At 41.9% G+C, this 15237-nt stretch carries 10 protein-coding genes and 1 pseudogene; 3 read left to right on the forward strand and 8 right to left on the reverse strand.

Annotation, left to right across the window (positions count from 1 at the left end):
- Positions 1 to 67: 67 nt before the first annotated feature.
- Entirely contained in the window at positions 68 to 289 is a 222-nt protein-coding gene (locus V7K15_RS16730; RefSeq protein WP_334906832.1) for a hypothetical protein, read from the forward strand.
- Positions 290 to 433: 144 nt separating this feature from the next.
- Here the strand turns inward: V7K15_RS16730 and V7K15_RS16735 are convergent, their stop codons facing one another.
- On the reverse strand, positions 434 to 2467 hold the full coding sequence (locus V7K15_RS16735) for an elongation factor G (RefSeq protein WP_334906834.1): 2034 nt from the start codon (positions 2465 to 2467) through the stop codon (positions 434 to 436).
- Positions 2468 to 2734: 267 nt separating this feature from the next.
- Between V7K15_RS16735 and V7K15_RS16740 the strand changes: the two genes are divergently transcribed.
- Both V7K15_RS16740 and V7K15_RS16745 read left to right on the forward strand, forming a co-directional pair.
- Positions 2735 to 3658: a tetratricopeptide repeat protein gene (locus V7K15_RS16740; RefSeq protein WP_334906836.1), complete on the forward strand. Its 924-nt coding sequence runs from the start codon at positions 2735 to 2737 to the stop codon at positions 3656 to 3658.
- A gap of 89 nt (positions 3659 to 3747) precedes the next feature.
- On the forward strand, positions 3748 to 4296 hold the full coding sequence (locus tag V7K15_RS16745; protein WP_334906838.1) for a phosphate-starvation-inducible PsiE family protein: 549 nt from the start codon (positions 3748 to 3750) through the stop codon (positions 4294 to 4296).
- Positions 4297 to 5169: 873 nt separating this feature from the next.
- On the opposite strand, the gene V7K15_RS16750 is transcribed toward V7K15_RS16745, so the two are convergent.
- The 7 genes and pseudogenes from V7K15_RS16750 to V7K15_RS16785 all read right to left on the reverse strand — a co-directional run bounded on the left by V7K15_RS16750 (position 5170) and on the right by V7K15_RS16785 (position 15232).
- The gene (locus V7K15_RS16750) at positions 5170 to 6288 is read right to left on the reverse strand and encodes a ShlB/FhaC/HecB family hemolysin secretion/activation protein (RefSeq protein ID WP_334906840.1); all 1119 of its coding nucleotides are present in this window, start codon (positions 6286 to 6288) and stop codon (positions 5170 to 5172) included.
- A 207-nt stretch (positions 6289 to 6495) separates the two neighbouring features.
- Positions 6496 to 7107: a POTRA domain-containing protein gene (locus V7K15_RS16755; RefSeq protein WP_334906842.1), complete on the reverse strand. Its 612-nt coding sequence runs from the start codon at positions 7105 to 7107 to the stop codon at positions 6496 to 6498.
- Positions 7097 to 8191 (reverse strand): hypothetical protein, encoded by a 1095-nt coding sequence (locus V7K15_RS16760; protein ID WP_334906844.1) that lies wholly within the window; start codon positions 8189 to 8191, stop codon positions 7097 to 7099. The genes V7K15_RS16755 and V7K15_RS16760 overlap by 11 nt, the downstream gene beginning before the upstream one ends.
- Positions 8166 to 9539, reverse strand: a complete 1374-nt coding sequence (locus tag V7K15_RS16765) for a hypothetical protein (protein WP_334906846.1) — start codon at positions 9537 to 9539, stop codon at positions 8166 to 8168. Before V7K15_RS16765 ends, V7K15_RS16760 begins: the two co-directional genes overlap by 26 nt.
- A 330-nt stretch (positions 9540 to 9869) precedes the next feature.
- Positions 9870 to 11828: a two-partner secretion domain-containing protein gene (locus V7K15_RS16770; protein ID WP_334906848.1), complete on the reverse strand. Its 1959-nt coding sequence runs from the start codon at positions 11826 to 11828 to the stop codon at positions 9870 to 9872.
- Positions 11829 to 13151: 1323 nt separating this feature from the next.
- A pseudogene (locus V7K15_RS16780) lies at positions 13152 to 13965 on the reverse strand (Rpn family recombination-promoting nuclease/putative transposase).
- Between the two features lie 346 nt (positions 13966 to 14311).
- On the reverse strand, positions 14312 to 15232 hold the full coding sequence (locus V7K15_RS16785; RefSeq protein ID WP_334906850.1) for a methylenetetrahydrofolate reductase: 921 nt from the start codon (positions 15230 to 15232) through the stop codon (positions 14312 to 14314).
- Positions 15233 to 15237 lie beyond the last annotated feature (5 nt).

The following is a 15237-nucleotide window of genomic DNA, read 5'->3' on the forward strand; positions in this document are numbered from 1 at the left end:
ATTTTTCGTTTTCCGTTCTCAATAAGCTTAAGCTTTGTAGCACAAATATTATTAGTGGGATAGGTTCATGGAACCACGTAAAGAGCTTCTGATAAAAGCGATCGCCCAACAAACGGGTGTAAGTGAAATAGAGATTATTCGCCAAGCCATTGACCTTCATATTGGTGAAATAACTGCACCCCAAACGAATCTTGCAATGTGGGAAGCAGAAAGAGAATTTATTAACCAAATCAAAACTCGACCTGCTCAACTTGGAGGTCGAGATTGGCAGCGTGAAGACCTCTATTAAATTTGACTTTAGTTATTAGCCCGAAACTTAAAATTCCGGGCTAGTGTTGATTTCAGATTAATCCCTTCGGGTTCAGCAGTCGCTCATGGGGGAAACCCCCAAGACCGCGCTGCTTCACCAAAATCTAAAATTCAAAATCTAAAATTATTTGCCGTTACCATTACTTTGAATAACACGTTCGGCAAGCTTTTCTGGCACCTCTTGGAGATGGTCATATTCCCAGTGGAAGGAACCAACGCCAAGAGTGAGCGATCGCAGCTCTACAATAAAGTTTTGCATCTCTGCTTGTGGCAAGTATGCAGAGACATTATCCCAGCCTTGCCAATCATTTCTGCCCTCATAGCCTAAAATTTGTCCCCGTCTACCACTCAGCAGTTGCAGTACTTTGGAGGTAAATTCGCTAGGTGTAGTAACATCCACCCGCAGAATTGGTTCTAACAGCGTAGGTTCCGCTTGGGGTATTCCCGTTTGCATTGCCAATCGAGCAGCTTGCTTAAAGGCTTGTTCGGAACTATCAACGTTGTGATATGAACCATTAGTCAGAGTTACCGCCAAATCCACTATTGGGAAGCCCAAAGGCCCATGTGTCAGAAATTCCCGCACGCCCATTTCTACGCCATAAATGTACTGTTTAGGAACCACGCCCCCGACAATAGTTTCATTAAAGTTAAAGCCTGTACCGCGTGGTAAAGGCTTAATTTCGAGAAAAACGTCACCAAACTGTCCATGACCACCGCTTTGATGCTTGTAGCGCCCATGAACTGAAGCCACTGTTTTGCGGATGGTTTCTTTGTAAGGCACTTGCGGTGAGTGGGTTGTCATCGGCAAGTTATATTTGCGGCGCAGTCTGTCTAGGGTGACTTGCAAATGAATTTCGCCTTGACCCCAAAGAATTACTTCGTGAGTATCGCCGTGTTGTTCCCAAGCAAGTGAGGAGTCTTCTTCTAATAGCTTGGTAATCGCACTGCTGAGTTTAACTTCATCGTTGCGCTTTTCTGGTGTAATGGCCAAAGCATACACAGGTTCCAACTGTACAGCTTTGGGTAATTTTATTGCCGACTCCTGTTCTATAGAGATTGTATCGCCTGTCTTGATTCCTTCTAAACGGCTCAATGCAACAATTTCACCAGGACTAACTTGGTTAACGAACTGCTGTTGTTGTCCCATCAGGCGGTAAATTCCACCAGTCCGAATGCCATTGAGAACAATACCATCAGTTAATGTGCCCCGCCACACACGCACCAGAGAGAGTTTGCCACCTTGGGGAGTGTAGTAAGTTTTTAATACCTGCGCTAGAGGTGTATCACCTTTTATGTTTTTTAAGCGACGTTCTGCTGTGGTTTCTGGTTCTGGGGCTTCCCGTAACAAGGCTTCTAATAGAGGTCTAACACCATAATCTTGTTCTGCCACACCAAAGAAAACGGGCACTACCAAATCTGCCCCTAATTCCATTTTTAAATCTTTGAGGATTTCCTCTTGGGGTGGCTCAATGTCTTGTAAAAGTTCTTCGAGTAAATGGTCGTCAAAATTTGCTAAGGCTTCGAGCATTTGGGCTCGTGCTGTATGTTCTTCTTCTTTTAAACTTTCCGGGAAAGGAATGGGGTCAGCAGGTGCGCCTGGATGATATTGATATGCCTGTTCGCTAACCATATCAATAAAACCGGTGAGTTGTTCCCCGTTCATGATCGGATATTGATGCGCTACCAAAGGACGGCTAGATACTGCTTTCAGGGCGTGCAAGGTTTCTAAAACGTGAATATTTGCCCGATCCATTTTGTTGACAAAGACGAGGTGGGGAATTTCCCAATCGTCTAGGAATTTAAATAGAGGGGCAAAGGTCAGGACTCGCTCGCGTATGGGTTCGCAAACTACAATCGCCGCATCGACTCCCATTAAAGCATTATAACTTTCTTGGGCAAATTCTACACTTCCGGGACAGTCAATAAAAGTGAAGCGAATGCCGTTATACTCAGTGCTAGCGGCGCTTACTTCTACACTCATCTGGCGATCGCGGGACTCAGCAGCACTATCTCCCACTGTATTGCTGTCCTTAACATTGCCTTTGCGAGAAATTCCCCCTGTGACAAATAACAAACTTTCTAGTAAAGTGGTTTTTCCACTTAAATAAGTCCCGACAATTGCAATATTCCGCAAACCCAATTTTACTTTTTCGTTCATAAAACCTCCCTTGCGGTAAGTCTTTTATAACCGCATTATTCTGCTGTATATATCAGGGATAACAAAATGGTTCTCTGGAGTCAAAATTACCCCTTCTTTAATTAGTTATTATCCTCTTTTTAATCGAAATTTAAATAAATTGTAGCCTGTCGTAAGATTTAGCTTAAGAAAAGTTAAGTATCACAAACTTTCATGTCGAATTAAAAATTTTTGTAAAAACTTTTTAGGAAGTAAATTTAACTGAAAGTGTTCCGAGTCAGAAAATTAATGGGATTATTATTCTTTAAATATCGCATAGCAGGGTTAGTAAGTTTGACTTTGTTGGTTGTGACTATTTCCTCCCCCTCTCTTTCTCTATCTCTTCCTGTCGCCTCAAGGTTGGCACAATCTCATGCTAAAACTGCCATAGACTGGTTAAACCAAGGTTTACAGGCAATTCAGGCGGGAAAAGTCCAAGATGCGATCGCCGCCTTTAAACAGGCAACTAAATTAGATCCGACATTGGCACCAGCACACTATAATCTAGGGCTAGCATTGCGACAAACGGGAAAATTACAACCCTCTGCGGATGCATTTTATCGAGCAACCCAAGCCGATCCCAAATTTGCTCCAGCTTTTGCTAATTTAGGTGGTGCGTTGTTAGAAGGTAATAATTTAGAGTTAGCTAACGATTATTTGCAACGGGCGTTAGAACTTGATTCTAAACTAGGATTTGCCCATTATAATTTGGGGTTGGTACGAGAACAGCAACGAGATTGTGAACGAGCGATCGCATCTTTTAAAAAAGCCATAGAATATAGCAAAAATGCACCAGAACCTCCTTATCATCTGGGGATGTGTTATCTCCAACAAGGTAAAGTAGATCAAGCAAAAGATGCCTTTCGTAAGGCAGTAAAAATTAATCCGAAGTATCCAGAAGCTTACTATAATCTCGGTTCAATTTGGTTTATTCAACACAAATTAGAGGAGTCCTTAGAGGCTTTTAGAAAATCAGCCGAAGCTAACTCTAACTATCCCAACGCTTATTATGGTGCAGGGTTAGTTTTTATGCAGTTACAGCAATATGGAAATGCAGTACAAGTATTGCAATTTGCTAGAGATTTATACAAAGCTCAGGGGAATCCCCAGTGGGCGAAAAATGCCGAGCAATTGTTGCAACAAGCACAAAATTTAAATTACCAACCTCGCTGAGGCGCAAAATCTTAATATTGCATAACATAAAAGTATTGGGTTGACTCGCTGGTGTTGTCTGAACTAGTCCCGATTGGAATAAAACGTACATGCAAAAGCGCCTGAAGAGTCGATTTTTATTTAGCGATCGCTGGCTTGATCGGCACTCAATTGTTCGCAACATGGAAGCCTTCCAAGACTTAATTGTGATTGTCTTGTGTTTGGGATTGTTTGCCGTCATGCTGATCCAATTGTGGGGGATAGCTATCGCCCTCACGCAGCCACTAGACTATAAACATGTGACTGCAAAAATACTATTTGTGTTGATTTTAGTCGAGTTATTCCGACTATTAATGGTCTACTTGCAAGAACATAGTATCTCTGTGGGAGTGGCAGTTGAGGTAACAATTGTATCTCTACTGCGAGAGATAGTAGTTCACGGAGCGCTAGAAATTTATTGGGTTAATACGCTGGCAATTTGTGGATTGTTGTTTGTTCTGGGTGGACTACTTGTGGTGTGTGCTAAAACGCCACACATGGATTGTATGAGCGCTAACACTAAGTTTTGTCCGGTTGCGTATAAAGGAGGTAGGGAGCGGCAAAATGAGTTGGAATTCCAGTATTCACGTCAATGTGATGAGAATCAACCGCTTGGATAAATGGTAAGATGTAACTCAGGTTTTGAGTGCGCTCGCTTCTGATTTGCTAAACATAAAAGAAGCGAGCGCAATTCATGTAAAAAATTTTAATAAATAAAATTGATGTATAGCTCCAACTCGAAATCTTCTATTGGAGAGGCATTTACAATAAAAGCTTTTTTTTATTTTTACAGAGGATAAAAAAGCGATCAAATATTTAGCTGAACTGGTAAGATTTTCTAAAATCCGCTTCTGTGCATCTGTAGTTTTGTACAGATTGTAAATAGTACCATTCATCAAACCATTCTATGTAGCAGCTATGCACATTAGGATTGCAGACGGACTGAAGAAACGCTTCCATGCACCCTGCGTTTTACGAGGGCTGAAGATGAGTCAAGTCATAATAGAGTTAATTGAGCAATGGCTGAAAACTTATGAAGCACAGTCATCAAGTGAATTGCAGAGTAAAAAAACATTGATGAATTAGAGTTTTGTGGCTGTTCCACTGGCTCACTATGATAGTAGTTGCGATCAGCTATCGCAGTGTTGAATAATGCCTTGCGTCCTTTGCGTACTTATCTTCTTAAGTGGCAGCCACTATTACAAACATCGTCAGATCAACGTCCTCCGCACCTGAATTCTAAAGAGCATGTTTTTGAACAACTTAATTCCTGATTTTTATGTTGTACTATTTGTGATTGAATACCTATCACTTTTGAAGATGTCAATCCAGGAATAATAAAGGCTGAAAGTAGTCCTAGAAGGGCTAATAAGACTATGAAAATTCTTTTTTGGTATAACTTTTGCATAAGAAAACGATATATTATGTTCAATTTAGTTGATTAGTCCTCTTTCTCATCTGCTCTAGCAATAAATACTTAACTCAATTCAATATTAAAAGAGGCTCCATAGTAAAGAAAAATAAATCCCTTCTTCTTGCAAAGCTTTTTTATCAGAATCAACAGATACTAGAGGGATACCCCAATCTAAGCGGGCATCCAGGCGATCGCCCATCTGAAAACGCAAACCTAAACCCGCCGACCCCAGGGGATTTGGCTTGGGATCTGAACCCTCACCCTCAAAGTTGTTCCAGGCTGTACCTACATCCACAAAAGGTATTATTTGTAATAAGCCTTGAATTTCCGGAAAGGTTTTAATTGGTAAGCGGATTTCTGCAGAACCAAAAAATCCGTTATCTGCAAGTAAAGCATCTTGACGAAAGCCTCTAACACTTGCTTGACCACCAAGACGAAATTGCTCTAGAGATACAAGTCGTCGATCTGCTAATTGCAAGTCCCCTCGAAGTACTAACAAAGTATTTTTATCTTTGGCTAAAAGACGTACCCATTGAGCCTGTCCTCTCCAAGCGAAAAAGCGGCTGTCGGGTTCATAGTTATTAATTGTGGCTCCCAAAACATCAAGTCCTAGACTGAACTGCGATCGCAGTGCAAAAACAGAGCGATCGCCACGATCAGTCCATTCCTGAAAAAAGCGCAGTGCAGAAATACGAGTCCGTCCGTCATCATCGGCTCCTGGTGAAATTGGAAAAGGGCCGATATTATCAAGTCCGATAGAAGTTTGAGTTTGTTGATAAGATAAGGCTACTGCCAAGGCCAATTCTTGGCGAGGATTGCGAAACACTGGATGGCGCAGTGTCAGTTGGTAATTCTCAGAATTAGAAGAAATATCTAGCCTGTCATAAGGTTTTTCAATGACATTGCTCCAACCCCTCCCGTAGTTGAAAGCCAAGGTTGTTTCTTCAGGAGTCAAAGGTAGGGTATAGTTGAGATTCACTTCATTACTACCATCGGTATTGGCGTAAGAAACATTCAACGTGTCTCCTATCCTCAAAAGATTTGCCTCTTGCAATTGAGCGCTACGTTGGAAACTACCTACACTAGGAGAACGATTATTATCAAGGATCACTTGAGCATTAAAGGTTTTGGCTTCTTCTACCCGAACAATGAGCAAGTTCTGACCAACACGAGTACCAGCAGCCAACTCCGCCGACAAATTTTCGATGCGGGGGTTAAGTTGCAGTAGTTGTAGTGCTTCTAGTAACTTCTCACGATTCAGGGGCTTTTTATTTGCCCTTGATAAGCGGCTGCGAATATAGTCTTTACTTAACCGCCGATTACCAATAACTTGGATATCTTCTAAAGTACCCTCTAGTATTTCTATAGTTACCGCACCAGCTTGGGGTAGAGGTGGTAGTTCTTGTTATGGGATAAGTGCGCCAGAAGTGATATAGCCATTAGACAAATAAAGCTGAGTAATGGCAGAACGTGCATCTAATAACTGGGCAAACGTGAGTTCAACTGGAAAGTCACTTTCACTTCTTGACAGTTTTCGCGGAGGAGACTGTTGATCTAATTGTCTTAATCTGTCACATTTTGCTTGCTCACTTAAGAAATTAGAGTTTTTTTCATAAAGAAAAACTTCAATTGTTTGGAGTAGTTTTTCCTCATCTTTGAAGACCGAACTACCCTGAAATTGGAACTTATTTATTAATAACTTAATAGGCACCTGTGGATTTGATTGCTGTGAGAGGTTAGGAGTAGGAGTAGTAGGTAACAGGTTATCTAGAGAAGGGGGTGGGGAAGGAACAGTAGGCGGTTGGGAAGGTGAAGATGGTGGAGGTAAAACATCTTGGGGAGGCGGCAAATTTTGTGGTAGGTTGACCTGTGCAAGCAAGTCTTTACTAGGAATTTGAACTACTGCCACAGCATTTGCTCTCATTTGTATAGGTAGGCTGAACGCCAGAGTCGCTAGTGTGACTATAAACTTAAGCTGACGCATATTCCAGAAATAACTAAAATATTTATTGTCCATTGCAACTGTTCAATCTCTGCCAAGGAGTATAAGGAGTGAGAGTAGAGGGATGAGAGGTCAAAATAATCTCTCCTCTAGACCCAATTTTTACGCCTTGGGCTTCTCGTAGCGGTGCTGGGATAGAGGTAGTCTGTTCACCAGAGGTATTTGCAGTACTTCCTAAAAAGGTGTCAGTACTGAGAGCATAACCAGGACTAGTTGGTAATCCCCCCCGTCCAGTAAGTACAAAACTACTCGCAGCCCCTTGCACGCCTACTCGACAACTTTGGGCAATCAATCTAGAAGAATCGCCTAAATTCTCTGGTAACTGAATTGTCCCGCGTGTGGGGTCTATATTGGGTGCATTGATTTCTACAATACCGCTCCCAAGAGGGTTTGTCAGTGAGTTTGCAGTGGCATCGTTAGTTGGTAGTCGTTGAGGGTTTAGGTCTTTTGGTGGGGTGTCGGGCGAGAATTGGCGCTTCAAGTCTTCTAGACTTAGGGCTTCTATGTTTACAACACCAAGAGCCTTGATTGTGACTCTGCCACCAAAGTCTTGGAAAGCATCAGCCGCAATGTCGTTATTTCTGCGAAAACCAGCAATCACAAAACCTTCAGGGTAATTTATATTGATTTTGCCTCCATTCCCTGGCTGCCCTTCCTTACCCGCAGTGGTGGAAATGAGACTATTATGACGCAGCAGTAGCAAGGTTCCTTTTTCTAAAGTTATATTGCCCCCATTACCGCCACCAGATTCAGCATCTAATCTTCCATGATTGTCCAAAAACACAATGGGCGCGTTAACATTTATGTTGCCTGCTTGACGTGCGGAGCTTTGAGAACGAACAAAAAAGCCACTAAAAACTTCATTATCTGTAATAATGTTTGCCACAACGTTATCGCCAAATTGGCCACGTCGAGCAGCAAAAGTTTCATCACGTCCACTGACAGTCACGCGCCTATCAGTATTGACAGTAATCCTACCCGCAGCACCTATAGAAGAGGTATTAGCAATGAGTTGTCCTCCATTGATAGTCTCAACTCTGTTGGCATTGATATCAATGTTGCCAGCATTAAAACTATTGGCAGTGCTTGTATAGAACACAGCACCGTTTGATACGCGGAAAAGAGAAAAGATTGGGTCGTATTTCACTTCCTACAGTGATATTGCCGCCAGCACCTCTAGAATTTCCCTCTGTGGAAGTGAATAATGCGCTAGAAAGTCCCGAAATAGGGCTAGTTCCGGAAATATTGACGGAATCAGAAGCATTAATTATGATACTGCCTGCATCTCCCTGCCCCTTAGTGAGGGCTTGCAGTTGAGCACCATTGGTAACGAAAAGGGAGCCAGTAGGGATAGAAATACGAATATCTCCTCCTTTACCTTTGCCTCCCTGTTCGACGGTAGCGAAGGCATTAGCATTATCAAAGGTCACTTGATTGCGAGCGTTGATTGTAATATTGCCTGCATTTCCCTGCCCCTTAGTGAGGGTTTGCAGTTGAGCGCCGTTGCGAACAAAGAGTGAGTCAGCTGTGATCTCAATATTCCCGCCTTGACCTATGCCTGTGTCTTCAACGGTAGTGAAGGCATTAGCATTATCAAAGGTAACTAGATCGCGAGCATTGATAATCACATTGCTTGCGTTTCCTATTCCAAAGGTGCTTGCATTTATCCCTGAGTTGATAATGTTAACAGAAATACCTTTGAGGCTGATGGTAGGAGTGTAATCAGCAACTACTTGTTGAACATTAGCATTATCTGATACTGTGTTGCGAATGCTGCTCCCATTTGTGATGTCAACGGAACCTGTAGCATCCAAAGTTATAGAACCAGGTGGCGCTGACGAGTTAGTTTGAGCAGTTAAGCTAGAGTTATTATTAATTTCAATCTGTCCAGCTTTTATACTAATTCCTTCACCCTGACTAGGCTTCAAAGTAGTTGTTACTCCATTTGTAGTTTGAGTATCTACTACGCTATTGTTACTAATAGTTACTTTGCCATCATTAGCAGTAAGATTGATACGTCCAACTATACCCTGGCTTTTAATGCTGCTATTGTCAGTAATCTGAATATCTCTACCACTGATCGAAATATCTCCGGCAAAAGAATTACCTGCGTTAGTGGTGTTTAATGTGGCGTTTTCTATAAATACCGTACCTGTTGATGAAGTAATAGAGATATCAGCAAAGTCTGTACTTGGTAATTTATTAACGCTAGAAGCTTGTATGTTGGGAGATTGAATATTACCTAAAGCAGTAAGGGTAACATCTCCAGCTAGTCCATTACTCGACTCTGCTCTGAGTTTCCATACTGTTGTGTCATCTTGATTGTCAACAGTTTGTACAGTCTGACCCCTCCCTGTCGGAGTTACTAGAATCTGACCTTGAGAAGCAGTAAGTGTTATGTTTCCACCAATTCCGTTAGGGGTAGAAGACCTTATATCTCTAATCAAATTCCTCTGTCTAATGTTTTCCTTAGCAGAAGGTGTATCTTCTCCTACAAGATTTATGTTACCAGTGTTACTGATAATATCGATTGCTCCTGCTGTTCCTCTTCCTGCTCCAGCTTCGAGGATACGAGACGCAATTTCATTTTCAATTGTGATGTTGCCGTTTGCTTGAAGACGAATGTTCCCACTATTACCATTAGGAGTAGAAGAAACTATTTTTCCTTTAGTGTTAACGCTTCCGTTTCTGCTGGTAAGAGTAATATCTCCACCATTCCCATTACCTACAGCACCTATAAAGGATAAAACTCCAGCAGTAGTAACGTTACCGAAGGCTTAAAAAGAGATGGCTCCACCTTGCTCATTACTAGTTGTGGACACTATATCTCCTCTGCTAGTGTCAATTTCTCCATTTCTGCTGGTAAGAGTAATATCTCCTGCTCGTCCAAGACTTCCAGGTTCGACATCAGAATTAACGGGATTATCAGTAGTAATAGTGCCACTAGCCTCAAGGGTAATGTCTCCTGCACGTCCAATGTTATTGCCTTGTACCCTAGAATTTATACTTTTGGTACTAATGCTGCCGATGGCTGAAAAGATTGTTGACAGAATGATAGAACCAGCATTACCTTCCTTAGATGAGGTATTAATATTTCCTACTTCAATGCTTCCGGATGCTAATGGGGAAGCGTCTGAAGGATTAAAATTTGTTCCCCCTCCCAGTGTTGGAATATTCACAGCGTAGTCTAGTGAATTCAATCCTGCACGTAAAATAACCGCTCGACTGTTTCTCAGAAGATCAACATCGTTTGGATATCTAGGAATTGGATTGGTAGGATTGGGAGCAAATTTATCTTGATCAGTGATTGTGATATTACCTCCAATAATTCGTCCAGTTGATTCTACTTTCGACGCAGGACCAATATAGTCACCAAATTTAATATCTCCATTTGCACTGATAATTGGATCGTAAAGACTGACAAAATTTCCAGGTTGACCTACTAGGTTAAGAATCGAAAAACGTCCTCCACTGTAGAAACGAGCATCCCCAGATATGTTGCCATCACTAGCCGAGCTCAGATTACCAGCGCTGACAAACGGTGTTTGTGAATGATTCAAGGCTAAGATGTCAATGCCGTGATTACCTTGAATTGTCAAATTTCCTCCAGCTTGAGCAACAAAGGGATTCGCCACACTATCTCGTATCCGCACTGTATCCCCTGCTAACAGGTTTAAATCCCCATTTGTACCAATCTGACTCTCAACCAGACTTAAATTATGATGCGCTGTAAGTGTTGCTGTCTGTGCTGTAACATTCTTCACTACGACATCACCATCTACTACAGGTAAGCCAGAACCTGATAATTCTACCTGTCCATTGCTATTCACCGTTAGCCCTAGACGCGATCGCTCATCAACACTTCTCAGTAATTCAGTCAGAGAAGCTGAATTTCCAGCCCCTATAGATGATAAAGTATCAATATTCTGAAATTGTCCTGTTGAACTCAAATTCACAACACTACCACTTGGCACTGCTGCAACAACAATTTGCCCTCCTGGTGCTGACAACTGCCCTGTGCTAGCAACTGTACCTCCCAACAGTGTTAGGTTTTGCCTTGTTGAGAGATTCCCAAAATTAGCGATCGCACTTGGTTGTTCTTGGTTAAATTGCACTCCCAAAGGCACTGATACAGATAGCAATGGTGGAGCTGTCGGATTATTAGCACTAAACTCTTTCCCATTCCCAAAATTAAAACTATTGCCTGTACTACCTAAAAATGAACCATTCAAATCTAACGATGCATTCGGACCAAAAAGAATTCCGTTGGGGTTGAGCAAGAACAAATTAGCATTCCCCAGAACACCCAGTTTTCCATAGATATTCGAGGCACTACTCCCTGTCACCCGACTAAAAATATTCTCAACACCAGATGGGTTGCTGAAATAAGCTCCTCTCCCTTCTCTAATGCTAAATTCCTGAAAACTATGGAACAAACTAGAACCGCGAATCGCCCCACCATCAATGCGATCGCTTGGCACACCTTTAATATCAACATTGGGTGTGACAACAGAATTCTCTGCGCCTAGAGTGCGATCGGGAACTATTTGGGCGATCGCACTATTCTGTGAAAAAATAACTCCGCTAGTTGCAACCAGAGTAATCCCTATCTGCCAAAACTTGAATATATTGCTGCGATCGCCCCCACGGCTAATCATCTTTTCTGGTGGAATGTTTGTCACTTCCCAAAAGTTGTAGGATGCCTCTAAGCAAGATAATTTTCCCGTGATTTTCATGGTCTAACTACCATTATTTAAGTACATAAATTTTTTAGATCCAACCACTTAAGGAAAGAACATTAACGCTGCATACATCCCCTCTTCATAACTAACTAAGCTATTACGCTTTTAAATTGCATAGTTACTCATGAGGGTTGTCAAGAGTCAAAAGTCAAAGGCAATTTTGACTCTTGACTCTTGACTACCTAAACGATAAAGATATGCAAGTTAAATGCGCGACATCTTAATGGGAAACTTAAAGGTGATAAAGTTTTATGTTGCACTTAGGCAATTTTATAAATATTGCCTAATTATGACTAGAATTTCAATCTACGGCAAACTAATCAGGTTAAATTTTTACCTAACATTAGGGATAATAACATAAACTTATCCAACAATCAAGCAGCAAATATCAGTAACAGGAATTCTGTATTTTAATTAGTACATAACAACTACATAAAGCTGTTGTTGCGACTTTAAGGGACTTCCAAAGAATAATTAGATGGTGGAAAAGTGCGGTTACGCTCAGAATAAAAAGGAAAACTGCATATTGAAAAGAGTATAAAAAAGTAGATCGCAAGGGATATATTACGGAGCATTCTTTTAAGATAATCTGTCTTTAACTAATTGAATTAACAATGAAGAGTGCTGAGTTCCTCGGCTTAGAGTGCTGAGTTAAAAGACCACCCGCTTTCTTGTGGGGTATCAACCTACCTCTTGAGTCAAGAAGATTCCGCCACGCCACTTGCGGGCGGGGCTTGTACCAAGTACATAAGTGCTGAGTAGTTTTTTTACTTAAATCAACTCAGCACTCAGGACTGAGTGTTGTCAAAACATCGGTAAAACTCTTTATTGCCTGGGAGATGGACATGATGGCATTTGAAATTTATTTGCAGAAATAGATCGCCCAGAATCTAGGCAATAAATTCTAGATTGGTATCATTTGAAAGAAAATCTGTATTTTATACAGGCTCGTAAAAAATGGATGGTAGACATTGAAGCCGAACTTTGGTGAGGACAAGTAGAACAAGCAATAACCAAGCTCAACAACAGTAAATATGCAGGAGTTAGCCCTACCTCCTCAGCGCGGTTTCATACAAAAAAAGAAAAAACTTTGTGCAATTGGTTGGAGAGGGCTTGTTGTGCTTGAGGAATAGTTCGGAAACCAAGAAATGGGGCGATCGCAAATGGGCATGATTGCCATCCCCAAAAACGACGGCACAAACCCTTATTATTTCCTCAACTTCCAAAACTTTTCGGTCTACTGACTTTGCTGTAAAAGTGAATATACAGCAGAGTGTTTCCAAAGATAAAGCGCAATACTCCAAGCAGCGCCCACTATCAGCTAGACTGATTCTGGGCTGCTTGCTGTACTTGCGCCACTTTTAAATCGAGAGCCACCGCTACTTGTTCCACACTCAACCCCAATGCCAACAACCGAGGAATAGCTTCTAACTTAGCTTCTAACTTAGCTTCCTGGCGACCTTCTTCTAAGCCGTCTTCCTTGATTGATTGATACATCCTTGTGTTTTTGAATTCGTCGTCTATACCCAACATTTCTGCTAACTCCTCTCGGCTGAACCGGGTAAATTTGTACAACAGAATAGTCTCTATCAATTCTACAATTTGCTTAGTAGTAGCTTCATCTGCCAGTTGTTGCCTTGCTTGCAAAATCAATTCTCTACCTTTGTCAACGGCTGTCTCTTCTCTTTCGATAATTAATTTAACGATCGCAACTTGCAGTGAGTTCTCCCCCGGATCTAATTCATCTAGATAAATGCGTTGCACTTGTGAACTGTCTAGCAGCAACTCATACGGTAGGCGATCGCTTGGATCTAAACTTCTTTGGGGCATAGATAACCACAGCCCGCCAAAAATTCACTGATTCGTTTTGACGTAAGTAAAGGAAAACTTCGGCAAAGAAGCGTCTATAAAAAGTCGAGTCTAATTGAAACTGGACTTCAACAAAGTAGAGTGGTTGGTTTGTGGTTTCACTTGTGGGGATGAATACCCCATCAATCCTAAAAGCAGTTTGTTTTACTTCAATTGAAACAAATTCATAGGCGTTTGCATTGACAGTCTTATCGCCAATTATTGCAAAAAATATGCTAGGGAAAGCTTGAAATAAGCTATAAAATATTTTGTCAGTTTGCACCTGGATTTAGTCAAGCGAAAATTGGATATTCAAAGACTATCAAAAATCTAGTCAACTTAACGTTAAATCGGCGGTTAGAAACCGCGTCTACACAAACAAAACCCACACTTCGACCCAACTCTTCTCTACGAGAGGCTGCGCCAAGGAGACGCTGCGCGTAGCTTGCTTCCACGCTCGGCACAAGTCAGGGCAACGCAAGCTCAGTGACCGCCTCCGTGGGTTTAAAAACCTGAATTTTTCCTTAGTCCGCGCAGGTGTTCACTGAGCTTGTCGTTGGCGCAGCCTCTCGTAGAGAAGTGCGGACTTTGCCTGTGTAGCCGCGAATTCCATTCGCCTTGTCTTTGCCTTACTTGGATACCAACTGATTAACTGGAGCAATCCCAGCCAAATCTAAAATTGGCGCGATCGCATCTTCACGTTTCACCGCCATCATGTGGACACCCTGACATAATTGCCGCGCTATTTGCACTTGCTCGGCAGCAATTTTTATCCCTTCCTCAAAAGGATCTTTGGCTTTTGCTAATCTATCAATAATATGTTGGGGAATATTTACACCCGGAACACATCTATTAATAAACTGGGCATTTTTTGCCGATTTCAACAGAAAGATTCCTGCTAAAATCGGTTTTTTATAGCCAGCAGCAATGGTGTCCATAAACTTTTCTAGCCGCTCAAAATCGGTAATTAACTGACTTTGAAAAAACTGCGCTCCGGCTTCAATTTTGCGTTCAAATCGACTTTGCAAACCCGACCAACTTTGACATTGCGGATCTACTGCTGCACCCACAAATAAATCTAAAGCTCCATCAGTCAAAGGTTTCTCGTTGCAATCAACGCCTTGATTCATCTTCCGAATCAGTTGCAGCAGTCGCACAGATTCCAAGTCAAACACAGCTTTGGCATCTGGATGATCGCCTGCTTTTACTGAGTCGCCAGTCAAAGCTAAAATATTATGTACGCCCAAAGCATGAGCGCCCATCAAATCAGCTTGTAAACCAATGCGATTGCGATCGCGGCAAGCAACTTGACAAATCGGCTCTATACCGTTTTGTGACAAAATCACTGATGCCATTAACGAAGACATCCGTAACACGGCGCGGCTACCATCGGTTACATTGACAGCATGAACCCTTCCCTTAAGAGTCGCCGCCATTTGAATCATGTGCGCTGGATCTCCCCCTTTCGGTGGTGCTACCTCGGCGGTAATGAGAAATTCACCTGCTTGTACAGCTCTACGAAACGGTGTGGGGCTATGGGTATGATGCATAAAAT

The organism is Nostoc sp., assembly GCF_036919815.1.
Classification (GTDB): Bacteria; Cyanobacteriota; Cyanobacteriia; order Cyanobacteriales; family Nostocaceae; genus Nostoc.

Bases quoted from the DNA above. Each gene is read 5' to 3' on its own strand.
- V7K15_RS16755 (WP_334906842.1), bottom strand. From the start codon at position 7,107: ATGGACAATAAATATTTTAGTTATTTCTGGAATATGCGTCAGCTTAAG.
- V7K15_RS16730 (WP_334906832.1), top strand. From the start codon at position 68: ATGGAACCACGTAAAGAGCTTCTGATAAAAGCGATCGCCCAACAAACG.
- V7K15_RS16785 (WP_334906850.1), bottom strand. From the start codon at position 15,232: ATGCATCATACCCATAGCCCCACACCGTTTCGTAGAGCTGTACAAGCA.
- V7K15_RS16740 (WP_334906836.1), top strand. From the start codon at position 2,735: ATGGGATTATTATTCTTTAAATATCGCATAGCAGGGTTAGTAAGTTTG.
- V7K15_RS16770 (WP_334906848.1), bottom strand. From the start codon at position 11,828: ATGAAAATCACGGGAAAATTATCTTGCTTAGAGGCATCCTACAACTTT.
- V7K15_RS16745 (WP_334906838.1), top strand. From the start codon at position 3,748: ATGCAAAAGCGCCTGAAGAGTCGATTTTTATTTAGCGATCGCTGGCTT.
- V7K15_RS16735 (WP_334906834.1), bottom strand. From the start codon at position 2,467: ATGAACGAAAAAGTAAAATTGGGTTTGCGGAATATTGCAATTGTCGGG.